Below are 25,498 nucleotides of genomic sequence, written 5' to 3' on the forward strand. Positions count from 1 at the left end.
AAGCAGCGATACACCTCGAGGCATCAAAAATCAGGCCGAGAGGTCCAACTCAGGTCGGAGAGGACACCGAGCAGGGCCGGCAGGACCAGCGTGAGTGAGATGAAGGACAGGTCGCCGACGACAAGGCCGACGGGTTCGCCGCCGACGTCGTCGAGGGTCAGGTCGCGGACATTGCGTCCTTCCGCCACGACGACGCGCGGGTCGTTGCGCAGCTCGTCGACGAGCTGTCCGTGGCCGACGTCGACGGCGAAGACCGTCGACGCGCCGCGATCGAGGCAGACCTGGGTGAAGCCGCCGGTGGAGGCGCCGGCGTCGAGGACCCGGGCGGGGACGTGCACGCCGGAGTCGTCGAGGGCCCCGAGCAGCTTGTGCGCTGCGCGGGAGACCCAGCGCTCCACGTCGGCCTCGAGGCGGTCATCAGCCGAGACGGCCTGAGAGGCCCGGGTGACCGTGGCGTCGTTGAGGCGGACGTGGCCGTCGGCGATGAGGCGGGCGGCGTGGGTCCGGGAGCGGGCGAGTCCGCGCTCGACGAGGGCGAGGTCCAGTCTCACCGGCCGACCCCGGGCAGGCCCGCCTGGGCGGCCGGGGCCTCATTGTTGAGGACGGCGGCCAGCAGGAGTTGCGTCTCGCTGAGCCGGCTGGCCTGCTCGGCCAGCGGCAGGGCTTCGATACCCTCGAGGCCCGCCATGGCTTCGGTCACCAGTTCCTGGCGCCGCACCGTCGACGGTGCGGCGGCCCGGGGTGTGGGGGCTGTCACCGGAGCAGATCCAGGGAGTTCAGCACCGCGGAGATGTCGACCTCGAAGCGCCAGCGGGCCTGCAGTCCGGCCCAGAGCGCGTCGAGCTGCTCGTCGCGGGTGACGGGCGCCGTCGACAGGAACGCGGCGTCGTCGGCGATGTCGACCTCCTGGTAGCCGCAGGCGAAGCCCCGCCCGCGGTAGACCGCCTCGCGTGGCGGTTCGAGGAGCGCGGTGGTGTCGTAGCCGATGTACGTCGGGCGGGCGTCGGGCGCCGCATCGGCGAGGTCGGCCTTGCCGTGGGCTCCCGTGAACACGAACAGGGAGTCCATGCCGACGACGTTGGCGCCGAGGATGTCAGTGTCGGTGCGGTCGCCGACGAAGATCGGCTTCTTCGCGTCCAGGCGCCGGACGGTCTCGTCGAGCAGCGGCCGGAACGGCTTGCCGGCGATGCGGGGCTCGACGTCGACGCAGGCGCGCACGACGGCCAGCTGCGACCCGAGGCCGGGCACGATGCCGCGGTCGGAGGGCCTCGTCATGTCGGGGTTGGTGCCGTACCAGACGGAGCCGCGCTGGACGGCCAGTGCCGCCTCCTCGAGCTTCTCCCAGGCGATCGTGGGGCTGTAGCCCTGCACGACGGCTTCTGGCAGCGGACCGATGCCGTCGACCAGCGTGTAGCCCGCTTCGCGCAGCTGCTCGCGCAGCGCATCGGTGCCGACGGCAAGGACCGTGGCGCCCTCCGGGAGCTCCTTGGCCAGCATGCGCAGGGTGGCCTGCGTCGAGTTCACGACGTCGGCCGCGGTGGCGCGGATGCCGAGCTCGGTCAGGTGCCCGGCCACGGTCTCCGGCGTGCGGGCCGCGTTGTTCGTCACGAAGCCCAGGTGGACGCCGCGGGAGCGCAGCTCATCGAGGGCCTCCGCAACGCCGTCGATCGCGTAGGGGCCGAGGTAGATGACCCCGTCGAGGTCGAAGAGCGCCGAGTCATAGCCGTCGGCAAGGGCGTTCATCGGTCCTCATCCTCCATCAGGGGCGTCTCGCCTCCGTTCTCGTCGACGTTGTCGTCGTCCTCGTCGGACGGGGGTTCGCTGGTCTCGTCGTCGGCCGTGTCAGAGTCAGCAGACTCATCGTCGTCAGAATCCTCGTCATCCGCCGCGTCCTCAGATCCTGCATCGGAGTCGGCGCCGTCGTCCTCAGATTCGTCGTCTTCCGACCCGGCATCGGAGTCATCGAGATCCGAGTCGTCATCCTCGGACTCGTCGTCGTCAGAATCCTGGTCATCCTCCGACTCGTCGTCGTCAGAATCCTCGTCGGAGTCGGAGTCAGTGGACTCGTCGTCGTCAGAATCCTCGTCGTCCTCATCGTCGTAGTCGGCGAGCGAGTCCGGGAGGACGACGCCGTCGAGGAGCGCGAGGCGATCCGAGATGTCGAGTTCGGCGCCGCGGTCGAGTTCGGCGGCCTGCGAGAAGAGGTCGTGGGCGCCGATGGTGTCGCCCTCCTGCTCGAGGAGGTCGGCGAGTGCGTACCTGAGACGGGCCTGTGCGAGGGGTGCGCCGATCCGGCGGTCGATCGCCGAGCTCAGGAGCCGCTTGGCCTCGGCCCGCTGGCCGAGATCGTCGCGGATGCCGGCCTCGACGAGGAGGCATTCGATGCGCAGGTTGATGTCGCGGGTCTGCGTATCCAGTTCGGCGAGAACTGCCAGCGCCTCACGGTGACGCCCGAGCGCCCGCTCGCAGTCTGCGATGACGGGCAGTAGTTCGTCGCCTCCCGACATCCGGCGGATGGCCCGGAACTCACGCAGCGCGACCGCATACTCGCCAGCGGCGTAGGCGGTCTCGGCAGCAGCCTCCCTGACCACGGGAAGGCGCCCGGCGCGGCGTCGCGCGGCCTCGGCATGCCGGTAGGCAAGCTCGGGGTCGGTGTCGATCAGCTGTCCGGCAGCCCAGATGTGGGCCCCGACCTTGTCGGCCAGGTCCTTGGGCAGCCCCTTCAGTTCGGCGCGCACGCCAATCGGCAGCGACTTGTCGTCGAAGGTCTCCGGGGGCGCCGGCTCATCGGCGCGGGGAGCGGTGCCGGGACGGTACACCTTCTCCTCGTCGGAGCGGCGCTCATCCCTGAAGTCTCGTCGGTCGTCCCCGCGGTAGCCGCCCTCGCGACGATCCCCCTGGTAGCCACCCTCGCGACGATCTCCACCTCGGGAATCTCCACCGCGGTAGCCGCCCTCGCGGCGGTCTCCGCCGCCCTGGTAACCACCCTCACGGCGCTGGCCCTGGTAGCCACCCTCGCGACGATCTCCGCCTCGGGAGTCTCCACCGCGGTAGCCGCCTTCGCGGCGGTCTCCGCCGCCCTGGTAACCACCTTCGCGGCGATCTCCGCCTCGGGAGTCTCCACCGCGGTAACCACCTTCGCGGCGGTCTCCGCCGCCCTGATAGCCACCCTCGCGGCGCTGACCCTGGTAACCACCTTCACGACGATCTCCGCCTCGGGAGTCACCACCGCGGTAGCCACCTTCGCGACGCTCTCCGCCACCCTGGTAACCACCCTCACGGCGCTGACCCTGGTAACCACCTTCGCGGCGCTGGCCCTGGTAACCACCCTCGCGACGATCTCCGCCACGCGAGTCTCCACCGCGGTAACCACCTTCGCGGCGGTCTCCGCCGCCCTGGTAACCACCCTCACGACGCTGACCCTGGTAACCACCCTCGCGACGGTCCCCACCTCGGGAGTCTCCACCGCGGTAACCACCTTCGCGGCGGTCTCCGCCGCCCTGGTAACCACCCTCACTGCGCTGACCCTGGTAACCACCCTCACGACGATCCCCGCCGCCCTGGTAACCACCCTCACGGCGCTGACCCTGGTAACCACCTTCGCGACGGTCACCGCCACGGGAGTCTCCACCGCGGTAACCACCTTCGCGACGGTCACCGCCACGGGAGTCTCCACCGCGGTAACCACCTTCGCGACGATCTCCGCCACGGGAGTCTCCACCGCGGTAACCACCTTCGCGACGATCTCCGCCGCCCTGGTAACCACCCTCACGGCGCTGACCCTGGTAGCCACCCTCGCGGCGATCTCCGCCGCCCTGGTAACCACCCTCGCGACGCTGACCCTGGTAACCACCCTCACGGCGATCCCCGCCACGGGAGTCTCCACCGCGGTAACCACCTTCGCGACGGTCCCCGCCGCCCTGGTAACCACCCTCACGACGCTGACCCTGGTAACCACCCTCACGACGATCCCCACCACGAGAGTCACCACCGCGGTAACCACCTTCGCGACGGTCCCCGCCGCCCTGGTAACCACCCTCACGACGCTGACCCTGGTAACCACCCTCACGACGATCCCCGCCACGAGAGTCACCACCGCGGTAACCGCCCTCACGACGATCGCCCTGGAAACCACCGTCACGACGGTTGGAGCCGGAGCGGGAGTTATCGCCGCCCTTGTCACCGCCTTCGGAGCGGTCGCTTCGCGAGGGGTTCTCGCCGGGGGTCTGGTTATCAGAAGACATAGCGTCTATCTTCCCAGGCTCGGCCCTCGACACCGAATCGAAGGGGAAAGCGAACAAGGGCCCGCGGCGCTGAGTCTCGCTCGCACACGGCTCGGTGCAGCCTTGCGTTGGACCTGGCCCAGCGCTACGTCCTGAGTTACCGGATTCATGCCCCCACGCCACGTCGGAAAGACCCGGTTCGGGACACCTCGCCCCAGTACCGCCGAGGAGCGGCTCCTTGCGGCGCTTGACGCAGGCCTTCGTGCCCTGGCCTGACTTCCACAAGTACTCCTGATCGGCCGGACTGAGGGGCTTGTCGGGCCTGTTTGGGTGCCGGTTTTGGGGCACTAATCGGGGGTAGAGTGCGGGTGTGAGTCCGTTCGTGCGGAAGGTGAAGACCGCGTCGGGGGCGACGGCGGTCCAGATCGTCGAGAAGCGCAACGGTCGCCGCAGGATCCTCGAGCATGTGGGCTCGGCTCACGACGAGACCGAGCTCGCGGTGCTACTCAGCGCCGCCCAGCAGCGGGTCCATGGCGTCCAGGACGAGATGCTGCTCGTGGAGCAGCCCAGACGGGAACCGGTCGGGCCGATCGTGGAACACGCGTCGAGCGAGGTGCTGTGGCGGGTGCTGACTGACGCCTATGCGCGGCTCGGGTTCGACCAGATCAACGACGAAGTGTTCAAAGCGCTGGTCACGGCGCGGATCATCGAGCCGACCTCGAAGCAGGACACTCTGCGCGTGTTGGGTGACTTGGGTCTGCCGGTGCCGCACTTGAATACCCTCTACAACTGTCTGCGGCGGTGCGTGGAGCGTGACTACCGCAGCACGATCGCCGCCTCCTGCTGGGCCCACGCGACCGCCCGCGGGCCCGTGGCGCTGGTGATGTACGACCTGACCACACTGCATTTCGAGGTCACCAACGAAGACCGGCTTCGCAAGGTCGGGATGAGCAAGGAACGCCGCGTCGACCCCCAGGTCACCGTCGGGTTGCTGGTCACCGCCGACGGGTTCCCGCTCGAGGTCGCCCTCTTCGAGGGCAACAAGGCAGAGACCAAGACCCTGATCCCGGTGATTGAGCAGTTCAAGACCCGCCACGGCATCAAGGAGCTGGTCGTCGTCGCCGACGCCGGCATGCTGTCGGCGGACAACCTCAACGGCCTCGAAGACGCCGGATGCCGGTTCATCGTCGCCTCCCGCCAGTCGCACGTGCCCTACGACCTGGGCGACCACTTCGAACGCCACGGCAACTACACCCCGACGATTCGACCATCGAGACCACCCGCGACATGGGCACCGGCCGGCAGCGACGCACCCGCCGGGTGGTGTATCACTACTCGTTCAAGCGTCACAAGCGCGACGACAAGACCATCAACGCCCAGGTCGTCAAGGCCGAGAAGGTCGCCGACGGGCTACGACCCGTCGCCCGGGACCGGTTCGTGACGGTGACCACCGACGCCGACGGGAAGAAGGCCGAGGTCAACTGGGACGTCATCGAACGGGCCAGGTTCTGCGCCGGGTTCAAGGGCTACGTCACCAACATCAGCACCGACGTCATGGACGGCGCAGCGGTGGTGGCCGCCTACCGGGACCTGTGGCACGTCGAAGAGTCCTTCCGGATGGCCAAGGGAGACCTCCAAGCCAGACCGATCTTCCACCGCAAACGCGAACCGATCGAGGCCCACCTGACCGTCGTGTTCGCCGCGCTCGCGGTCGCCCGGCACCTCCAGGACCAGACCGGTGTCAGCATCAAGCGCCTCGTGCAGACCCTGCGACCCCTCCAGAGCGTCATGATCACCGTCGCCGGCCAGCCCATCCAGGCCCAACCACGGCTCACCGCGGAAGCCGAAGCCATCCTCACCAAGATCCCTGGTCGAGCGGGGCACTAAATCAGGCCCGAATTGTTGAACTCAGGCCTGAGGCAGCCACCCCCGGCCGGGCCCGCAGGAGCCACGTACTCGTCGGGGTCGACCTCGTGAACCTCGACGGCCGTCACCGGCCGCCGATCACGGGCACCCGGGTACCTGCCGTGCATAAATCTGGCTCTGGCGTGCATTCGTATGGCTCTGGCGGCCGCTACGGCATAGACGCCACAGCCGCCGCTAGGTGGAGCTTCGTGCACGGCGACAGGGCTGTGGACGCAGCAACAGAGATTCCTTGTAGAAGGGGCACACCTCGACGGCGGTCACCCCACCGTCGACAATTACGGCCACGCCCACGCCTCGCGGGCCGTGCATAAATCCGGCTCTGGCGTGCATTCAGCTGGCTCTGGCCGCCGCTACGGCATATACGCCACGTCCGCCGCCAGGCGGAGATTCGTGCACGGGGACAGGGACGCGGGCGCATCAGTAGAGGTTGCTTGTTGAAGGGGCGCACGTCGACGGCGACCACCTCGCCGTCGACACTTACGGCGCACACGACGCAGCCCGGGGCGTGCATAAATCTGGCTGCGGCGTGCATTCAGCTGGCCCTAGCGGCCGTTACGGCATATACGCTCACGTCCGCCGCCAGGCGGAGATTCGTGCACACGGAGGGACGCATCGGCAGAGGTTCGTCGCCCACCCAGACATGAAACCCCCGGGAAATGCAAAATACCCCCGAACCAAAGGTTCGGGGGTATTTTAATAAGTCCGGCGGCGTCCTAGTCTCCCACAGCGTCCCCGCTGCAGTACAATCGGCGCTGAAAGGCTTAACTTCCGGGTTCGGGATGGGACCGGGTGTTTCCCTTTCGCTATGACCACCGAAACACTATTGAGATAGCGTCGGGCACAACAAACCAATCTTGATTTATAATGCTCCCGACCGTATCTCGGGAACCTCACAGTGGACGCGTAGCATCTTTGTAGAAACAAGCCCTCGGCCTATTAGTATCGGTCAGCTCCATGCATTACTGCACTTCCACATCCGACCTATCACCCCGTGGTCTACAGGGGGCCTTACCAGATTAATCTGTGGGAGCCCTCATCTTGAAGTATGCTTCCCGCTTAGATGCTTTCAGCGGTTATCACTTCCCAACGTAGCCAACCAGCCGTGCTCTTGGTAGAACAACTGGCACACCAGAGGTTAGTCCGTCCCGGTCCTCTCGTACTAAGGACAGCTCTTCTCAAGACTCCTACGCGCGCAGCGGATAGGGACCGAACTGTCTCACGACGTTCTAAACCCAGCTCGCGTGCCGCTTTAATGGGCGAACAGCCCAACCCTTGGGACCGACTCCAGCCCCAGGATGCGACGAGCCGACATCGAGGTGCCAAACCATGCCGTCGCTATGGACGCTCGGGCAAGATCAGCCTGTTATCCCCGGGGTACCTTTTATCCGTTGAGTCCTGGCGCTTCCATGTGCCACCAGAAGATCACTAGTCCCGACTTTCGTCCCTGCTCGAGATGTCTCTCTCGCAGTCAAGCTCCCTTGTGCACTTACACTCAAAACCTGATTGCCAACCAGGCTGAGGGAACCTTTGGGCGCCTCCGTTACCTTTTGGGAGGCGACCGCCCCAGTCAAACTACCCATCAGGCACTGTCCCTGATCCAGATAATGGACCTAGGTTAGATAACCAGAGTGACCAGAGTGGTATTTCAACGATGACTCCACCTGAACTGGCGTCCAAGCTTCAAAGTCTCCCACCTATCCTACACAAGTCACACCGATCACCAATACCAAACTATAGTAAAGGTCCCGGGGTCTCTCCGTCCTGCTGCGCGTAACGAGCATCTTTACTCGTAATGCAATTTCGCCGAGTTCATGGTGGAGACAGCGCCCAAATCGTTACTCCATTCGTGCAGGTCGGAACTTACCCGACAAGGAATTTCGCTACCTTAGGATGGTTATAGTTACCACCGCCGTTTACTGGGGCTTAAGTTCAAGGCTTCGCCGAAGCTAACCCTTCCCCTTAACCTTCCAGCACCGGGCAGGAGTCAGTCCGTATACATCGTCTTTCGACTTAGCACGGACCTGTGTTTTTAGTAAACAGTCGCTTGGGCCTGGTCTCTGCGACCCTCAACGCTTTCGAAGCAAGTTCTACTACGCATCGGGTCCCCCTTATCCCGAAGTTACGGGGGTATTTTGCCGAGTTCCTTCACCATGATTCTCTCGATCGCCTTGGTATTCTCTACCTATCCACCTGTGTCGGTTTGGGGTACTGGCGGCTAATATCTCGCTCACGAAGCTTTTCTAGGCAGCATAGGATCACTCTTATAACGTTGTTACACGCACTCTTCATGTCTCAGGCTTAACGAGATGCGGATTTGCCTGCACCTCACCCTACACACTTAACCCGGCAAACCAATACCGAGAAGAGCTACCTTCCTGCGTCCCTCCGCAGCTTGCCTAATACGAGTTCGGGTCACAGAGTCAGTCAGCATCCGTCCGAAGACATCCACTGACCTTCCATGCTTAGCATCACTCAGTTCGGCAGGGGCGATATTTCGCCGGTACGGGAATATCAACCCGTTGTCCATCGACTACGCCTGTCGGCCTCGCCTTAGGTCCAGACTTACCCAGGGCAGATTAGCTTGACCCTGGAACCCTTGGATATTCGGCGGACGGGTTTCTCACCCGTCTTTCGCTACTCATGCCTGCATTCTCACTCGTGTGCTCTCCACGGCTGGGTCACCCCGCCGCTTCAACGCGCACACGACGCTCCCCTACCCATCCATACGACCTTACGGTCACACATATGAATGCCATAGCTTCGGCGGATAACTTGAGCCCCGCTAAATTGTCGGCGCAGAATCACTTGACCAGTGAGCTATTACGCACTCTTTCAAGGGTGGCTGCTTCCAAGCCAACCTCCTGGTTGTCTCCGCAACTCCACATCCTTTTCCACTTAGTTATCGCTTAGGGGCCTTAGCTGATGATCTGGGCTGTTTCCCTCTCGACTATGAAGCTTATCCCCCACAGTCTCACTGCCGCGCTCTCACTTACCGGCATTCGGAGTTTGGCTGATTTCGGTAAGCTTGTGGGCCCCCTAGACCATCCAGTGCTCTACCTCCGGTAAGAAACACGCGACGCTGCACCTAAATGCATTTCGGGGAGAACCAGCTATCACGGAGTTTGATTGGCCTTTCACCCCTATCCACAGCTCATCTCCTCGGTTTTCAACCCAAGTGAGTTCGGTCCTCCACGACGTCTTACCGTCGCTTCAACCTGGCCATGGATAGATCACTCCGCTTCGGGTCCAGAGCATGCGACTCAAACGCCCTATTAGGACTCGCTTTCGCTACGGCTACCCCACACGGGTTAACCTTGCCACATACCACTGACTCGCAGGCTCATTCTTCAAAAGGCACGCCGTCACCCACAAAAATGCAGGCTCCGACGGATTGTATGCGATCGGTTTCAGGTACTATTTCACTCCCCTCCCGGGGTACTTTTCACCTTTCCCTCACGGTACTTGTTCACTATCGGTCACCAAGGAGTATTTAGGCTTAGCGGATGGTCCCGCCAGATTCACACGGAATTTCAGGGGTTCCGTGCTACTTGGGGTAACGCTCGAGAGTGATCAACTTACGTCTACAGGAGTTCTACCTTCTATGCTGCGGCTTTCAAACCGCTTCCACTTCATTGATCATTTCTTACTCTCTGACTGCTCGACAGCACAGTCCAAGCGGCCCCACAACACCCCAGCTGCAACGCCTGTCAGCTATCACACAACTGAGGTTTGGCCTCTTCCGCGTTCGCTCGCCACTACTAACGGAATCACTATTGTTTTCTCTTCCTGTGGGTACTGAGATGTTTCACTTCCCCACGTTCCCTCCAACTGCCCTATATATTCAGGCAGAGGTTGCCGGACATGACTCCGGTATTTCAAGGTTTCCCTATTCGGAAATCCACGGATCAAAGCTTGTTTACCAACTCCCCGTGGCTTATCGCAGGTTACAACGTCCTTCTTCGGCTCTTGGTGCCAAGGCATCCACCGATCGCACTTAGTAGCTTGTTAAATCTACAAAGATGCTCGCGTCCACTGTGAAGTTCTCAAGATACGGGCGAGCCCAGACCCACCAACCACCCACAAAAAGGCAGAAGGCAGACACTGGTCCGCAAGAAGGCGCCGCAAACGCGACCGACCCTTCAGGACCCAACAGCGTGCTCCAGGCAACCACCAACCATCCATGCTTTCCACTCCCCCAAAAAAGAGAAGTACTCACACGAACAACCAGCAGAAACCGCAGGTCAATGTTCCACATTCCGGTGCTTCGCCCAGCCGGGAACAAACGTCCCGGAACCAGACAATGAACAACCAGACAAAAATGCCTGGCTGCCAAAAGCTCCTTAGAAAGGAGGTGATCCAGCCGCACCTTCCGGTACGGCTACCTTGTTACGACTTAGTCCTAATTACCGGTCCCACCTTCGACGGCTCCCTCCACAAGGGTTAGGCCACCGGCTTCGGGTGTTACCGACTTTCATGACTTGACGGGCGGTGTGTACAAGCCCCGGGAACGTATTCACCGCAGCGTTGCTGATCTGCGATTACTAGCGACTCCGACTTCATGGGGTCGAGTTGCAGACCCCAATCCGAACTGAGACCGGCTTTTTGAGATTCGCTCACCCTTACAGGTTCGCAGCTCATTGTACCGGCCATTGTAGCATGCGTGAAGCCCTGGACATAAGGGGCATGATGACTTGACGTCATCCCCACCTTCCTCCGAGTTGACCCCGGCGGTCTCCTATGAGTCCCCGGCATTACCCGCTGGCAACATAGGACGAGGGTTGCGCTCGTTGCGGGACTTAACCCAACATCTCACGACACGAGCTGACGACAGCCATGCACCACCTGTATACCGACCAAAAAGGGGCACCTATCTCTAGATGTTTCCGGCATATGTCAAACCCAGGTAAGGTTCTTCGCGTTGCATCGAATTAATCCGCATGCTCCGCCGCTTGTGCGGGGCCCCGTCAATTCCTTTGAGTTTTAGCCTTGCGGCCGTACTCCCCAGGCGGGGTACTTAATGCGTTAGCTGCGGCACGGAGAACGTGGAATGTCCCCCACACCTAGTACCCACCGTTTACGGCGTGGACTACCAGGGTATCTAAGCCTGTTTGCTCCCCACGCTTTCGCTTCTCAGCGTCAGGAAAGGTCCAGAGAACCGCCTTCGCCACTGGTGTTCCTTCTGATATCTACGCATTCCACCGCTTCACCAGAAATTCCATTCTCCCCTACCTTCCTCAAGTCTGCCCGTATCGAAAGCAGGCTCAGGGTTAAGCCCTGAGTTTTCACTCCCGACGCGACAAACCGCCTACAAGCTCTTTACGCCCAATAAATCCGGACAACGCTCGCACCCTACGTATCACCGCGGCTGCTGGCACGTAGTTAGCCGGTGCTTCTTCTCCCACTACCGTCACTCTCGCTTCGTCATGGATGAAAGCGGTTTACAACCCGAAGGCCGTCATCCCGCACGCGGCGTTGCTGCATCAGGCTTCCGCCCATTGTGCAATATTCCCCACTGCTGCCTCCCGTAGGAGTTTGGGCCGTATCTCAGTCCCAATGTGGCCGGTCACCCTCTCAGGCCGGCTACCCGTCGAAGCCTTGGTGAGCCATTACCTCACCAACAAGCTGATAGGCCGCGAGTCCATCCCTAACCGCCGGAGCTTTCCAACCAGGACCATGCAGTCCCAGCTAAATATCCGGTATTAGCACCTGTTTCCAGGAGTTATCCCAGAGTTAGGGGCAGGTTACTCACGTGTTACTCACCCGTTCGCCACTCGTGTACCCCCGAAAGGGCCTTACCGTTCGACTTGCATGTGTTAAGCACGCCGCCAGCGTTCGTCCTGAGCCAGGATCAAACTCTCCGTTGAAAAATATCAGGCACCAACCCCAAAAAGGAGCCAGCTTCAACCTTCAACATAAAATAGTTTGACACTGACAGGATCCATCACTGGATCTATCAATTAATCAAAGGAATCTCTAACACAACACAAAGTGCTGTGTGACGAGATAACGCAACGACAAGACCAAAAGGCCCTGCCATGTGCATGTATTTGGCATTGACTTTAAAGCACGCTGTTGAGTTCTCAAGTTTCGGGTGCGTCCCGCACATCCACCAGACCCATAACCAGGCCCAATCTCCGCTTGGGGCAACTCGATCAACCTTACTTTGCCTTGTCGAACGGAGTCAAATCCGCTCGTTCTCAGCTGGCTTGGTTGAGTTGTTTTGTCGCTTCAGCGACTCATCCAACATTACTTGCCGGCGTTCGGTCCGTCAAACTCGAGGTTTTCTGGAAACGCGATCGTGACAGGTGCTTCAAACGCTAGTTAACTAGGCGTTTTGCAGTTGGACTCCCGCTGTTGCGGAGCACTACCCTACTCTGTCGCGATCCCACTGTCAAACCGTCTGGTTCGGGACCGACCGCTGTTGAGTTGTTGGAGCCGCCGAAGCGGCTCGGCCTACACTACCCACCGCGTCCCCGGCGATCAAATCGCCCTGGCCCGGTGCGCGCTCGTCGTCACGGCCTTGAGTGGGTCCCAATTGAACGCACACTCGCCATGTCTCATGAGGTGGGTGATGGCTCCCGGTCCGGCCTGAATCGTCCGGTGCACCTGAGGAGCGAATAGAACCATACCCGCGGGTTCCGTTCCGTGCAAATCGGGCCGCCTCAGCCTCTGGAGCGCGCTCTGTAGGCTGCTCGTGTGCATATCCCCTGGATGATTCCTGCCGCCCTGGCGCTGACCATCTCCCTGGCAGGCTGTGCCCCCGCCTCGGCACCTCAGTCATCCGTCACCCCCACCGGGACATCGGAGACCGGTGGCCAGGCCACAGGTCCCGAATGGGTGAGCCCCTCGCCCACCCCCTCCCCCACGCCGACGTTCGTCCCCGCGAGGTGACCATCAACGTCAGCGGCGACCTGCTCTGGCACAACACGCTGTGGAAGAGCGCCGAGCTCGATGCACGACAGGCCGGCGGCAGTGGAATGGACTTCTACCCACAGCTGTCCGGCCTGACCCGGTACGTCAGCGGTGCCGACATGGCGATCTGTCACTCCGAGGTACCGTTCGCCCCCGAGGGTGGGCCGTACCAGAACTACCCCTTGTTCGCCGCCCCGCCCCAGATCGCCCCCGCGCTGCAGCAGGTCGGCTGGGATCTCTGCACGACCGCCTCCAACCACACGATGGACGCAGGTTGGGACGGCCTCGTCCGCACCATCGCAGTGCACAACGACAACGGGATCCTCACTGCCGGCAGCTACGCGACGGAGGAGGCCGCGGCCACGCCGGTCATCTACACGACGGCCGACGGCGTCAAGGTCGCCGTCATCAGCCAGACCTACGGGCTCAACGGGCTGCCGAAGGCAAAGGACAAGCCGTGGTCCGTCCAGCTGATCGACGCCGACGTCGCGATCGCCGACGCGAGAAAGGCACGCGAGGCGGGAGCGGACATCGTCACGGTTCACATCCATGCCGGTGACGAGTACTCGAGTTCGCTCAACAAGCAGCAGAAGGAGTTCGCGGAGGCTGTCACCGCCTCAGGCGAGGTCGACTTCGTCTTCGGACAGCATGCCCACGTGGTGCAGCCGATCGACAACGTCAACGGCGTCTGGGTGTTCTACGGCTCGGGGAACCTCATCGCGTCGAGCGGTCCGGCCAAGCCGCGCAGCTACGACGGCTACGTCGGGCAGGTCACGTTCGAGGAGCGGCCGGACGGTGGCTTCGTCGCGACCGCGGCCGAGTTCGCCCCGACCATGATCACGAAGTACGGCGGTGGGAAGGCGGCCCGGGTGCTGCTGATCGCAGACGCGCTCCGCGAGGGCGTCGGGTCGGCATCCGACCTCGAGGCCTCCGCGGAGCGCACCAGGACCACGGTGCGGGCTCTCGGGGTCGAGGGCCTCACCGAACGGGAGTGAGTCAGGCCCTGACGACCGCGCCCACGGTCTTGCGACCGCGACGCACGACGGCGACCCGGCCCCGCAGGTAGTCGGCATCGCCCAGGACCTGGTCGACATCGGTGACCTTGACGTTGTTCAGGTAGGCGCCACCGTCGGCGATCGTCCGCCGCGCGGCACCGTTCGAGTCGACGACGCCCGCGGCGACGAGCGCCTCGACGATGCCGATCTCGCCGGAGACCTCGGCCGCGCCGACCTCCTTCGCCGCGCCGAGCAGTGTGGGGAGCGGCAGCTCGTGCAGTTCGCCCCTGCCGAACAGCGCAGCAGCGGCGGCCGCGGCTGCCTCGCGCTCGGAGCGGCCGTGCACGAGGTCGGTCACGTCATCGGCGAGAGCACGCTGCGCCTCCCGCTTGAACGGGGCCTCGACCGTGGCCCGCTCGAGCTCCTCGATCTCCTCCCGGCTGCGGAACGAGAAGACCTTGAGGTAGTCGATGACCTTCGCGTCCTCGGCGTTCAGGAAGAACTGGTACATCGCGTACGGCGACGTCAGCGCCGGGTCGAGCCAGACGGTGCCGGACTCGGTCTTGCCGAACTTGGTGCCATCGGCCTTCGTCAGCAGCGGGGTGGCCATGGCGTGCACCTTGACCTGGTCGCTGCGGCGCAGCAGTTCGACGCCGGCGGCGATGTTGCCCCACTGGTCGGAGCCACCCGTCTGCATCGTGACGCCGTAGCGACGGTTGAGTTCGCGGTAGTCCATCGATTGGAGGAGCACGTAGGAGAACTCGGTGTACGAGATCCCGGCCTCCAGGCGCCGCGCGACCACGTCGCGGGCGAGCATCCGGTTGACGGGGAAATGCTTGCCGACGTCGCGCAGGAAGTCGAGCACCGACATGGACGAGGTCCAGTCGTAGTTGTTGACCATGGTGGCGGCGTTGTCGCCGTCGAACGACACGAAGCCGCCGACCTGTTCACGGATCCGTTCGACCCAGCCGTGCACGAGTTCCTTCGAGTTCATCACCCGCTCGCCGGACTCCTTGGGATCGCCGATCAACCCGGTGGCACCTCCCACCAGCAGGAACGGGTGGTGCCCCGCGTCCTGCAGGCGCTTGGCCAGCAGGATCTGCACGAGGTTGCCGGTGTGGACGCTGGGGGCGGTCGGATCGAAGCCCACATAGAACTTGATGGGGCCCTCGTCCATGTGCGCGCTCAGCGCGTCCAGGTCGGTCGAGTGGGCGATGAGCCCACGCCAGCGGAGGTCCTCAAGAAGCGTGTTCACCCGGCTCAGCATAGTGTCTGACCGCCGGAGGGCCACTCAGCGCCAGGCGCGCAGACCAGCCACCGTGGAACGCAGCTCCACGATCTGCTCGGCCACCCTCGCCGGGGCCGTACCGCCCCGCCCATCCCGCGCGGCCACCGATCCGTCGACGGTGAGCACCTCCAGGACCGTGGGATCCAGGTGGGCCGAGATGGAAGGGAGATCGTCCGCCGTCAGGTCCTGCAACGTGATCCCCCGCGTCTCGCAGTAGCGCACGGTCTCCCCCGCCACTTCGTGGGCGACGGCGAACGGGACGGCGTTGCGAACCAGGTGATCGGCCACGTCGGTGGCCAGCGAGAACCCCTTCGGGGCGACCTCGCGCATCCGCTCGGTGTCGAAGGTCAGCGTGCCGACCATCCCCGCCACCGCGGGCAGCAGGATGTGGAGCTGGTCGAGCCCGTCGAAGATGGGCTCCTTGTCCTCCTGCAGGTCCCGGTTGTAGGCCAGCGGCAGGCCCTTCAGGGTCGCGAGCAGCCCCGTCAGGTTGCCGATGAGTCGTCCGGCCTTGCCACGGGCCAGTTCTGCGACGTCGGGGTTCTTCTTCTGCGGCATGATCGAGCTGCCAGTCGACCAGGCGTCGTCAAGCTTGGCGAAGCCGAACTCGGCGGTGCACCACAAGATGACGTCCTCGCTGAGGCGGGACAGGTCGACGCCGATCTGCGCCAGCACGAACGCGGCCTCGGCGATCAGGTCGCGGGCGGCGGTGCCGTCGATGGAGTTGGGGACGGAGTCGGCGAAGCCGAGTTCGCGGGCCACGAGCTGCGGATCGAGCCCCAGCGACGTGCCTGCCAGCGCCGCAGAACCGTAGGGGCTGACCGCCAGACGCGCATCGAGGTCACGGAGCCTGCCGATGTCGCGGACCAGGGGCCAGGCGTGCGCCAGCAGGTGATGGCTGAGCAGTATCGGCTGAGCGGACTGCAGATGGGTCCGGCCCGGCATGACGTCGCCGAGGTTGGCCTCGGCCTGCGTCGCGAGCGCGTCGATGACGCCCTCGACGTCCTCGGAGATGAGCCTGATCTCGTGGCGCAGGTAGCTGCGGATCAGCGTCGCGATCTGATCATTGCGGGAGCGGCCCGCACGGAGCCGGCCGCCGAGATCGGCGCCGACGACGTCCTTGAGGCCCCGCTCGAGGGCACCGTGGACGTCCTCGTCACTCTCGGCCGCCACGAACTCCCCGGCGGAGACGCGGCGGGCCAGCTCGACGAGGCCCTCGTCCATGGCCACCGCCTGGGCGTCATCGAGCAGCCCGGCGTCGTGCAGCGCCCTGGCGTGGGCACGCGACCCTGCGATGTCATGCAGAGCCAGGCGCCAGTCGAACTGCGTCGACTTCGACAGAGCGAACATCGCGTCGCTCGGGCCGCCGGCGAAGCGGCCGCCCCAGAGTCGTCCTGCGTCTGTGCTCACGATTCGTCCTCCCGGTCCGGTTGCCCGGTTCTGGTCATCTCTGAAATGCGGCCGACGACCTGCTCGGCAGCGTCGGCGTCGGTGGCGATCACCAGGACGGTGTCGTCGCCCGCGATGGTACCCAACACGCCGGGGACACCGGCAAGGTCGAGGTACGACGCGAAGTACTGTGCCGCCCCGGCGGCGTCTTCAGCAGGATCTGCGTGCCTGCGAACCGGATCGACTGGAGCAGTTCGGCGCACAGGCGTGCCAGCTTCTCCAGCGCCGCCGCCTCCCCGTCCTCCCCGGCCGCTGCGTAGACCAGCGCGCCGTCGGCGCCACGTCGACGCACCGCCCCCAGCTCGACGAGATCCTTCGACAGCGTGGGTTGGCTGACGACGATGCCGTGCGCGGCCAACGCATCCACCAGCTCGCCCTGCGACGCGTACGTCTCCTCGCCGAGCAGCTGCCGTAGCGTCGCGAGCCGCCCGGCCCGCGACGTCCTAGCCATGGCGCTGGAGCAGACCCGGCAGGGCGCCCACGAAACCGCGCAGGTCGTCGGGGGTCGCGATGAGCGGCGGCGCGAGCCGCAGCACGTCGGGGCGGGGTGCGTTGATGATCCAGCCCTCGTCGAGGGCCGCGTCGGCGACCGCCGCCGCGTTCGGAGCCGCCAGGACGACGCCGAGGAGCATGCCCCGGCCCCTGACCTCGACGATGCCCGGGTGCCCGAGTTCCGCGATGGCGTCGCGCAGCCAGGCACCGGTGGCCCGCGCGTTGTCGAGGACGCCGCCGTCCAGCGCGTCGAGGACGGCGTTGCCGGCGGCCGCAGCCACCGGGTTTCCGCCGAAGGTCGTGCCGTGCTGACCGGGCTGGAGCAGACCCGCCGCCGGGCCGGACGCGAGGCAGGCCCCGATCGGGAAGCCGTTGCCGAGCCCCTTCGCGAGGGTGACCAGGTCGGGGGTGACACCGTCGACCCGGTGGGCGAGGTACTCGCCGCAGCGGCCCATCCCGGTCTGCACCTCGTCGATCCACAGCAGAGCACCGGCCGCCGTCGTGATCTCGCGGGCCGCGGCGACGAACCCCGCGGGCGCCGGGACGACCCCGTTCTCACCCTGGACGACCTCGATCACCACAGCCGCGACCGTGTCGTCGACGCAGGCACGGAGCGCGTCGACGTCGCCGTAGGGGACGAAGGTGATGTCGCCGGGAAGCGGAGCGAAGGGCTCCCTGTACTTCGGATTGTGGGTGATGGCGAGGGCGCCGAGGGTACGCCCGTGGAAGGCGCCCTCCATCGCGACGATCTGCGTCCTGCCGGTCAGCCGCGTCAGCTTGAAGGCCGCCTCGTTGGCCTCGGTGCCCGAGTTGGTGAAGAAGACCCGGGTGTCAGGGTCGCCGGTGAGGGCGGCCAGCCGCTCGGCCAGCCGGATCTGCGGCTCGCTGGCGAAGAAGTTCGAGACGTGACCGAGCCGGTCGAGCTGGGCGGTGATCGCCGCGGTCACTCCAGCGTGGGCGTGCCCGAGCGCCGTCACGGCGAGGCCGGAGAGGAGGTCGGTGTAGCGGTTGCCGTCGGCGTCCCAGACATGGATGCCGGCGCCCCGCTCGAAGACCCGCTTGGGGGCGCCGAAGGCGTTCATCATGACGGCGCCGTAGCGCTCCTGGAGTTCGGTGCTCACGACGGCTCCTCGTTGGTGACCATGGTGCCGACGCCCTCGTTGGTGAAGATCTCGAGGAGCAGGCAGTGGGGGACGCGGCCGTCGATGACAGTGGCCGAGGTGACTCCCCCGGTGACGGCGTGGAGGCAGGCCTCCATCTTGGGGATCATGCCGGAGTCGAGGCTCGGCAGCAGGTCGCGCACCTCGTCGGTGCTGATCTGCGTGATGATCGACTCTTCGTCCGGGTAGTTGGCGTAGACGCCGGCGACATTGGTCAGCATGACCAGCCGCTTCGCCCCCAGCGCCACGGCGAGCGCCGCGGCGGCGGTGTCGCCGTTGATGTTGTGCACCTGGCCGGCTGCGTCGGGCGCGACGGTGGCGACCACCGGGATGCGACCGGCGTCGATCAGGTCGTTGAGCGCCCGCGGATCCACCTGGGCGACGTCGCCGACGAGGCCGAGGTCGATCTCCTGGTCGTCGACCAGCAGCCCGCGCCGCTGCGCGGTGAACAGGCCACCGTCCTCGCCGGACATGCCGACGGCGAAGGGGCCGTGCTGGTTGATGAGGTTGACCAGCTCGCGGCCCACCTGCCCGACGAGCACCATCCGCACGACGTCCATGGCCTCGGGGGTGGTGACCCGCAGGCCGCCCCGGAACTCGGAGGCGATGTGCAGCTTGTCGAGCATCGAGGAGATCTGCGGTCCGCCGCCGTGCACGACGACCGGGCGGACCCCGACGCGGCGCAGGAAGACGATGTCCTCGGCGAAGGCGCGCTTCAGGGCGTCGTCGGTCATCGCGTTGCCGCCGTACTTGATGACGACGGTCTCGCCCGCGTACTCCGCCAGCCAGGGCAGCGCCTCGATGAGGGTGCTCGCCTTGGCCAGCAGTTCGGGCTGCCGCTGGGTGATGAGTTTGGGGCTCATGAGGAGTACTCCGCGTTCTCCTTGACGTAGTCATACGTGAGGTCGTTGGTGAGGATCGTGGCCGTCTCGCTGCCCGCGTGCAGGTCCACCGTCACCTGGACGTGGCGTCCGCTCAGGTCGACCAGGGCGCGGTCGTCGCCGATCTGGCCGCCGCGGCAGACCATGACGCCGTTGAAGGACACATCGAGTTCGTCCGGGTCGAAGGCCGCCCGGGTGACCCCGATGGCGGACAGGACGCGTCCCCAGTTCGGGTCGCCGCCGAAGATGGCGCACTTGAACAGGTTGGAGCGGGCGATCTCGCGGCCCACCTCCTCGGCGTCCGCCTCGGTGGCGGCGCCGGTGACCTCGATGGCGATCTCGTGCGATGCCCCCTCGGCGTCGGCGATGAGCTGGCGGGCCAGGTCCTGGCAGAGGCCGGTGAGCGCAGTCGTAAAGTCGGCGATCTCGGGCGTGACCGACGAGGCGCCGGAGGCCATGAGGATGACGGTGTCGTTGGTGGACATGCAGCCGTCGGAGTCTGCCCGGTCGAAGCTGAGCCGGGTCGCCTCGCGCAGCGCGGCCTCGAGGGCGGCCGCGTCGAGGGCGGCGTCGGTCGTCAGCACGACGAGCATCGTGGCCAGCCCGGGCGCGAGCATGCCCGCCCCCTTGGCGATGCCGCCGATGGACCATCCCTCACCCTGGACAACGGCCTGCTTCGGCACTGTGTCGGTGGTCATGATCGCGGCGGCGGCCGCGTCCCCGCCGTCGGCGTGGGCGGTCGCGCAGGCCTCGTCGACCCCGGCGAGCAGGAGGTCCATGGGCAGTCGCACGCCGATCAGGCCGGTGGAGCAGACGGCCACATTGTCGGTGATGAGGCCGAGCCGGTCGGCCACGCGGGCCGCGGTGGTGGCGGAGTCGGTGAACCCGCCCGGCCCGGTGCACGCGTTGGCCCCGCCCGAGTTGAGGATCACGGCCTGCAGTTGACCGTCGGCGACGGCCTGCCGCGACCACTTCACGGGGGCGGCGTGGACGCGGTTGCTGGTGAACACCGCGGCAGCGGCCATCGACGGCCCCTGGTTGACGATCAGCGCGACATCGGACCGGCCGCTGGCCTTGAGCCCTGCGGTCACGCCTGCCGCGACGAAGCCCTGGGGGGAGGTGACGGTCACGGTGCGACTCCTACACTGCTGAGCCCGAGCGTCTCGGGGAGACCCAGGGCGATGTTCATGGACTGGATGGCACCGCCGGCGGTGCCCTTGGTGAGGTTGTCGATCGCCGAGATGGCGATGAGCCGTCCGAGGGACTCGTCGACGGTCACCTGGATCGAGGCCCGGTTCGAGCCGAGCACCGCCGCGGTCTGCGGCCACACGAGCTCCGGCAGCACCTCGACGAACGGCTCGTCGGCGTAGAAGTCGACGTAGGCCTGCCGCGCCTCGGCATCACTGATCGGCGCGGTCAACGCGGCCGAGCAGGTGGCGAGGATACCGCGCGGCATGGGCGCAAGCAGGGGTGTGAAGGACACGGCCACCTCACCCGCCGCCACACTCGACAGGTTCTGCACGATCTCGGGGTGTGCCGGTGCACGCCACCGACGCCGTAAGGGCTCATGTTGCCCATCACCTCGGAGCCGATGAGGTGCGCCTTGGCGGACTTCCCCGCACCCGAGGTGCCACTGGCGGCGACGATCGTGATCAGCGACGGGTCCACGAGCCCCGCGGCGACCGCGGGCAGCATGGCCAGCGTCGACGCCGTCGGGTAGCAGCCCGGCACGGCGATCCGCCGCGTGCCGACGAGCGCCTGACGGGCGCCGGGAAGCTCGGGCAGGCCGTAGGGCCAGGTGCCGGCGTGGGGCGAGCCGTAGAACTTCTCCCACTGGGCGGCGTCGACGAGACGGAAGTCGGCTCCGGCGTCGACGATGAGCGTGGACTCCCCCAGCTCCGCGGCGATGGGCGCGGACGTGCCGTGCGGGAGCGCCAGGAAGACGACGTCGTGGCCCGCCAGCGTCTCCGCGGTCGTCGCCTCGACGATCCTGTCGGCCAGCGGCGCCAGGTGCGGCTGATGCAGCCCCAGCCGGTCCCCGACGCTGGAGTTGCCCGTGAGGGCACCGATCCGCACCTCGGGATGCTGCAGGAGCAGGCGCAACAGCTCGCCTCCCGCGTACCCCGTGCATCCCGCAACAGCCACCGCAATCGTCATGAGAGTGAGTATTCCATCAGTGCTATAGATATTCAATTCGAGGCGTCGGTACGCTTGTCGCACCCGATCAATGGAGACTTCGATGAGCGTCGTGCGATCCCTGCTCGCTCTGTGCCTGCTGCTTCTCGCCGCCGCTGCCGGCTTCCTCGGGCTCGGCGCCCACTGGGTGCACACGGCGGCGACCACGAGCGGGCCGCTCGTCGCGATCATGGCACCGGTCCCGAGCGACGAGGACGTCGTCGCGGCGATCAAGGAGACGCTCGTCAGCGAGGTGACCTCGCGGATCCCGCCGGCCGCCGCCGCGGTTCCCGGGGCCTCCGAGGCCCTGCTCCGCGCCATCACCGTCGGCGTCGACGCCACCGTCACGGACGAGCGGTTCACGACGGCGTGGACGGACACGGTCGACCTGTCCCGCGAGCGCTTCGTCGCCGACCTCGGCTCCTTCGCCGACGACGGGGTCGAGGTGCCCACCCTGTGGCTCGACCTGACCCCGTTCGCCGACCTCGGTCGCACCGTCATCTACGAGCAGACCGCGCCGGCCCTCCACCGGCTGCTGGACCAGATCCCGTGGCCGGAGGAGGTTACCGTCGCGCTCGGGCGCCCCGAGGACAGGACGGCGCGGCTGGCCGCCGAGGGCCTGTCCGTCGCCTCCTCGTGGCCGCTCTTCTACGGGGCCGCGGCCCTCCTGACGGCGCTGGGTCTGGCGGTGGGATCCCGCCGCGGACGCTGGGTGGCGCTCATCGGCGCTGCCGTCGTCTCCCTGGTGGTCCTCCTCGCGGGCTGGACGGTGGTGGGCCGGATCCGACCGGCGGACGCCGGCACCCTCGCGGGTGCCGTCAAGCAGGCCCTCCTGTCCGGGACCGCGGAGTCCTTGGCGGAGTTCGCGGCCCCGGCCTGGTTCGTCGTCATCGGCGCGCTCATCGTCGGCGTGCTGGGGCTGACCGTCGCGGGGCTCAGGAGCGAGCGCCGCGCGTCATAGCTTCAGGTTCACCCCTGACGCCTGCTGCCGGACCATCTCGGCGATCAGGTCGGCGATGTGGGCCCCGGCCTCGGTCGGGTTGGTGCCGTCGCGGTGGATGTTCGACACGCAGGTGCGGTCGGCCTCCGACATTCCCACCGTCGCGCGGTACCCGATGTAGGCGGACAACGACTCCGGGGTGGCCAGCCCGGGCCGCTCACCCAGCAGCACACAGGTCACCTTCGCGCCGAGCGCCTCGGAGATCGGCTCCATCGACCGGACCCGCCCGAACCGGACGAAGAAGGGGGTGCCGACGCTGAGCCCGTGGAGCTTCAGCCCCTGCACGAGCGCCGGGAAGAGGTCCGGGACATTCGCCTCGACCGCCGTCGACGACAATCCGTCGGCAACGTAGACCTGCACGTCGGGGCCGGCGGCACACCGCTGGCGGATCTCCGCCATGGTCTCGTCGGAGAACCGGGTCCCCAGGTCGGGCCGGGTGAGGAACTCGTCCTTCGAGGAGCAGAGCGTCTGCACGCTGAACATGCCCATCTCGTCGAGCAGCGCCGTGTCGACGTCGGTGAAGACGGCGTCCATGGCCGATGCGTTGTCCGCCCAGAACCGCAGCAGCGCGGCCGTCCGGTAGCGGGGGCCGCTGCGCCCCTGCCCGAGCCGGGCCCACGTCCGCGCCTTGATCCGCGCGAACTCCTCCCCGTTGACGGGGTCCGTCACCTCGTAGACCTGTCGGTAGTCGATTCCCCGGATGTCCGGGATCTCCCCGCCATCCACGACGTCGCGGTCGACGACCGCCCGTACCGCGCCCGCGTCGGCCGCGGAACCCTTCAGTTCGGCCAGCACCCGCCGGACGATCTCGTCTACTGCCGTTTCGCTCATTTCAGCCTCACTTCAGGAACATCGAGCCGTCGCCGGCCCGCTCGGTCAACACGCCGTTCTCGTCGCACAGCCCGCGCGACACCATCCACCGGTGGAACTCCGGGGCGGCGGTCCGGCCGAGCAGCTCGCGCAGGGTGGCGTCGTCGTGGAAGCTGGTGTCCTGGTAAGCCAGCATCACGTCGTCGGCCACCGGTACGCCCATGTAATAGGTGGCGCCGGCCAGAGCCAGCAGCATGGTGGCCTGCTGCTGGTCGTCCATGGTGATGGACGTGTGGTTGGTCCAGCAGGGGGCCATGCCCATCGGGAGCCCGAGGAACTTGCCCATGAAGTGGTCCTCGAGGTTCGCGCGGATCATCTCCTTGCCGTCGTAGATGGTCTCCGGCCCGATGAAACCGGACACGTTGTTGACCATGAAGGGACGGAAGAACCGGCCGTAGCCGTAGGTGCGGGCCTCGAGCGTCATCTCGTCGACGCCGTGGTCGCGGCCGATCGACACCTCCGACCCCTGCCCCGTCTCGAAGTAGAGGAGGTTGGAGCCCTGGCACTGGCCGTGCTGCCGGATCAGCTCGTACGCCTCGTCGATCAGTTCCCGGTTGACCCCGAAGTCCTCGTTGGCGGCCTGCGTACCGGCGATCGACTGGAAGATCATCGACAGCGGAGCCCCGCGGCGCACGGCCTCCATCTGCGTGGTGATGTGGGAGAGGACGACGACCTGCGTGGGGATCTCGTTGCGCACCATGAAGTCGAAGACGGCCTCGGCGATGAGCTTGGTGTTGGCCGCATCGTCGCCGACGGGGTTGATGCCGAGGCAGGCGTCGCCGCAGCCGAAGCTGACGGCCTCCGCGAGCCCCAGCACGATCGTCTCGGGGTCGTCGGTGGTGGAGTTCGTCTGCGCCCGGAAGGAGATCGAGCCCTTCTGTCCGATCTCGGTGTTGCAGTGGGTCGTGTAGTGGATCTTCGAGGCGCCGTAGACGAGGTCCATCGACGTCATGATCTTGGCCACCGCGGCAGCCACTTCACCGGTGAAGTTGCGTCCGGACCGCCGGAGGATGTCCGGCGTCGTGCGGTGATCCAGCACCCACTCGCGGAGCTCGCCGATCGTCATGTTCTTCATGGACCGGTAGCCGGGCTGGTTCAGCCCCTCCCAGTTGATTCGCGTCACCTCGTCGTCCTCGAAGGGGACGGTCGGGTTCTCGGTGAGGTCACCGACGGTGAGTTCCGAGAGCACCACCTTCGCCGCGAGACGCTCCGTCGCCGTCTCCGCGGCGATGCCGGTCAGCCGGTCTCCGGCCTTCGGTTCGTTGGCCTTGGCCAGCACGTCCGTCACGCCCCTGAACCGGTAGGTGACCCCGTTCAGGCTGGTCGTCAGCTTCATTGCCTACTCCCTCCCGGCCTCGCGGCCAGCTATTGGTTGAAGACGAGCGTCTTCACCACGACCGGCACGGCGCGTCCCGCGCCCACCGGTGTTCCGATGTCGATGTAGTCACCGTCGGCCGTCGCCACCGAGTCGATGCAGATGATGTCGTCGCGACGGCCGCGATGGACGGCGAGCGATTGGCCGAGCACCTTGGCCCGGTCGGATTCGAGGACGATGACGAGCGGGTGGGGCCCTCCCAGGACGGCGGCCGCGCCGTCCGTGATCGCCGCCGCCGTCCGCTGGACCGCGGCGAAGGAGGTCAGCGCGCTGCCCGTCAGCGCCAGCGCGACCGTGCCGTCGGGCTCGTCCGGGTTGAGCATCGCGATGCGGCGCGCGATCTCGTCGGTCAGTCTGGCGGCGTCCGCCTCCGCCTCCTCAGGGATCGGCACGATCGGAATGTTGCGGATGGGGAGCAGGCCGGCGGCATAGTCGATGGTCGAGCCGCTGATCTCGGTGGTGTGGACGCCGGCGCCGACGACGGTGGCCCCGATCGTCTCGGCTGCACGGTGGCGGCCCACGAGCGAGAAGGCGGAGTCCTCCGCGATGGCCTGCCCGAGCAGCGGTCCGATGTCGCCGTAGCGGAACGGGTCGCCGGCGAAGGGAGGGTCGACGAGGTCGGCGACTCCTCCGGAGAAGCTGACCTCCGTCGGTCGGATGCCGGCCGCGAGCGGATGCCCGTCGTTGGTGTAGATCGCCGCGTGCGCCTCGTCCTTGTCGACGAGCCCGATGCCATCGCCAGTTGGCGGGCC

Annotated in this window: 16 protein-coding genes, 3 rRNA genes and 3 pseudogenes; 3 read left to right on the top strand and 19 right to left on the bottom strand. The window is 66.0% G+C overall.

Annotated features, from left to right (window positions below; translation table 11 throughout):
* Positions 1–56: 56 nt before the first annotated feature.
* The 5 genes and pseudogenes from H9L22_RS07150 to H9L22_RS07170 form a co-directional block, all read right to left on the bottom strand.
* Positions 57–551: pseudogene (locus tag H9L22_RS07150) on the bottom strand (TlyA family RNA methyltransferase); the annotation flags it as partial.
* Positions 548–757, bottom strand: coding sequence for a hypothetical protein (locus H9L22_RS07155; protein WP_187722170.1), 210 nt, complete (start codon positions 755–757; stop codon positions 548–550). The pseudogene H9L22_RS07150 and the gene H9L22_RS07155, both read right to left, overlap by 4 nt.
* Complete coding sequence (locus H9L22_RS07160) at positions 754–1,743, bottom strand: HAD-IIA family hydrolase (RefSeq protein WP_187722171.1); 990 nt, start codon at positions 1,741–1,743, stop codon at positions 754–756. Before H9L22_RS07160 ends, H9L22_RS07155 begins: the two co-directional genes overlap by 4 nt.
* Positions 1,740–2,819 carry a tetratricopeptide repeat protein gene (locus H9L22_RS07165; protein WP_187722172.1) on the bottom strand — a complete coding sequence of 360 codons (1,080 nt, stop codon included), beginning with the start codon at positions 2,817–2,819 and terminating at the stop codon, positions 1,740–1,742. The genes H9L22_RS07160 and H9L22_RS07165 overlap by 4 nt, the downstream gene beginning before the upstream one ends.
* Positions 2,723–4,135: a hypothetical protein gene (locus tag H9L22_RS07170; protein WP_187722173.1), complete on the bottom strand. Its 1,413-nt coding sequence runs from the start codon at positions 4,133–4,135 to the stop codon at positions 2,723–2,725. The genes H9L22_RS07165 and H9L22_RS07170 overlap by 97 nt, the downstream gene beginning before the upstream one ends.
* 458 nt (positions 4,136–4,593) lie before the next feature.
* Here H9L22_RS07170 and H9L22_RS07175 point away from each other — a divergent pair.
* Positions 4,594–6,110: pseudogene (locus H9L22_RS07175) on the top strand (IS1634 family transposase).
* Between the two features lie 739 nt (positions 6,111–6,849).
* Here H9L22_RS07175 and rrf read toward each other — a convergent pair.
* The 3 genes from rrf to H9L22_RS07190 form a co-directional block, all read right to left on the bottom strand.
* A 5S ribosomal RNA gene (rrf, locus tag H9L22_RS07180) occupies positions 6,850–6,966 on the bottom strand.
* A 99-nt stretch (positions 6,967–7,065) separates the two neighbouring features.
* Positions 7,066–10,157, bottom strand: a 23S ribosomal RNA gene (locus tag H9L22_RS07185).
* A gap of 336 nt (positions 10,158–10,493) precedes the next feature.
* Positions 10,494–12,013: ribosomal RNA gene (locus H9L22_RS07190) — 16S ribosomal RNA — on the bottom strand.
* The 16S, 23S and 5S rRNA genes sit together here, the layout of an rRNA operon.
* Positions 12,014–12,982: 969 nt before the next feature.
* On the opposite strand from H9L22_RS07190, the gene H9L22_RS07195 reads away from it, so the two are divergent.
* Positions 12,983–14,056, top strand: coding sequence for a CapA family protein (locus H9L22_RS07195; protein ID WP_187722174.1), 1,074 nt, complete (start codon positions 12,983–12,985; stop codon positions 14,054–14,056).
* A gap of 1 nt (position 14,057) precedes the next feature.
* On the opposite strand, the gene tyrS is transcribed toward H9L22_RS07195, so the two are convergent.
* From tyrS to argC, 8 genes and pseudogenes are all read right to left on the bottom strand, one after another.
* The gene (gene tyrS / locus H9L22_RS07200) at positions 14,058–15,311 is read right to left on the bottom strand and encodes a tyrosine--tRNA ligase (RefSeq protein WP_187722175.1); all 1,254 of its coding nucleotides are present in this window, start codon (positions 15,309–15,311) and stop codon (positions 14,058–14,060) included.
* Between the two features lie 36 nt (positions 15,312–15,347).
* Positions 15,348–16,694, bottom strand: coding sequence for an argininosuccinate lyase (gene argH / locus H9L22_RS07205; RefSeq protein ID WP_406707824.1), 1,347 nt, complete (start codon positions 16,692–16,694; stop codon positions 15,348–15,350).
* Positions 16,695–16,750: 56 nt separating this feature from the next.
* A complete protein-coding gene (locus H9L22_RS18740) occupies positions 16,751–16,882 on the bottom strand; it encodes an arginine repressor (RefSeq protein WP_226966187.1) in 132 nt (43 codons plus the stop codon).
* Positions 16,843–17,244 (bottom strand): arginine repressor, encoded by a 402-nt coding sequence (locus tag H9L22_RS07210; protein ID WP_226966188.1) that lies wholly within the window; start codon positions 17,242–17,244, stop codon positions 16,843–16,845. Before H9L22_RS07210 ends, H9L22_RS18740 begins: the two co-directional genes overlap by 40 nt.
* The gene (locus tag H9L22_RS07215) at positions 17,237–18,406 is read right to left on the bottom strand and encodes an acetylornithine transaminase (protein WP_226966189.1); all 1,170 of its coding nucleotides are present in this window, start codon (positions 18,404–18,406) and stop codon (positions 17,237–17,239) included. The genes H9L22_RS07210 and H9L22_RS07215 overlap by 8 nt, the downstream gene beginning before the upstream one ends.
* Positions 18,403–19,308 (bottom strand): acetylglutamate kinase, encoded by a 906-nt coding sequence (argB, locus tag H9L22_RS07220; protein ID WP_187722177.1) that lies wholly within the window; start codon positions 19,306–19,308, stop codon positions 18,403–18,405. Before argB ends, H9L22_RS07215 begins: the two co-directional genes overlap by 4 nt.
* Positions 19,305–20,456, bottom strand: coding sequence for a bifunctional glutamate N-acetyltransferase/amino-acid acetyltransferase ArgJ (gene argJ, locus H9L22_RS07225; protein WP_187722178.1), 1,152 nt, complete (start codon positions 20,454–20,456; stop codon positions 19,305–19,307). Before argJ ends, argB begins: the two co-directional genes overlap by 4 nt.
* 148 nt (positions 20,457–20,604) lie before the next feature.
* A pseudogene (argC, locus tag H9L22_RS07230) lies at positions 20,605–21,669 on the bottom strand (N-acetyl-gamma-glutamyl-phosphate reductase); the annotation flags it as partial.
* Between argC and H9L22_RS07235 the strand changes: the two are divergent.
* A complete protein-coding gene (locus tag H9L22_RS07235) occupies positions 21,566–22,462 on the top strand; it encodes a hypothetical protein (RefSeq protein WP_187722179.1) in 897 nt (298 codons plus the stop codon). The pseudogene argC and the gene H9L22_RS07235 sit on opposite strands and share 104 nt — an antisense overlap.
* Here H9L22_RS07235 and eutC read toward each other — a convergent pair.
* Genes eutC through H9L22_RS19670 form a run of 3 tightly spaced genes read right to left on the bottom strand, consistent with a single transcriptional unit; the run spans position 22,457 to position 25,477 of the window.
* Complete coding sequence (gene eutC, locus H9L22_RS07240) at positions 22,457–23,332, bottom strand: ethanolamine ammonia-lyase subunit EutC (RefSeq protein ID WP_187722180.1); 876 nt, start codon at positions 23,330–23,332, stop codon at positions 22,457–22,459. The two genes, H9L22_RS07235 and eutC, sit on opposite strands and share 6 nt — an antisense overlap.
* 7 nt (positions 23,333–23,339) lie before the next feature.
* Positions 23,340–24,707 carry an ethanolamine ammonia-lyase subunit EutB gene (gene eutB / locus H9L22_RS07245; protein ID WP_187722181.1) on the bottom strand — a complete coding sequence of 456 codons (1,368 nt, stop codon included), beginning with the start codon at positions 24,705–24,707 and terminating at the stop codon, positions 23,340–23,342.
* A gap of 29 nt (positions 24,708–24,736) precedes the next feature.
* Entirely contained in the window at positions 24,737–25,477 is a 741-nt protein-coding gene (locus H9L22_RS19670; protein WP_406707825.1) for an ethanolamine ammonia-lyase reactivating factor EutA, read from the bottom strand.
* Between the last annotated feature and the right edge of the window lie 21 nt (positions 25,478–25,498).

Source organism: Tessaracoccus defluvii (assembly GCF_014489575.1).
Classification (GTDB): domain Bacteria; phylum Actinomycetota; class Actinomycetes; order Propionibacteriales; family Propionibacteriaceae; genus Arachnia; species Arachnia defluvii.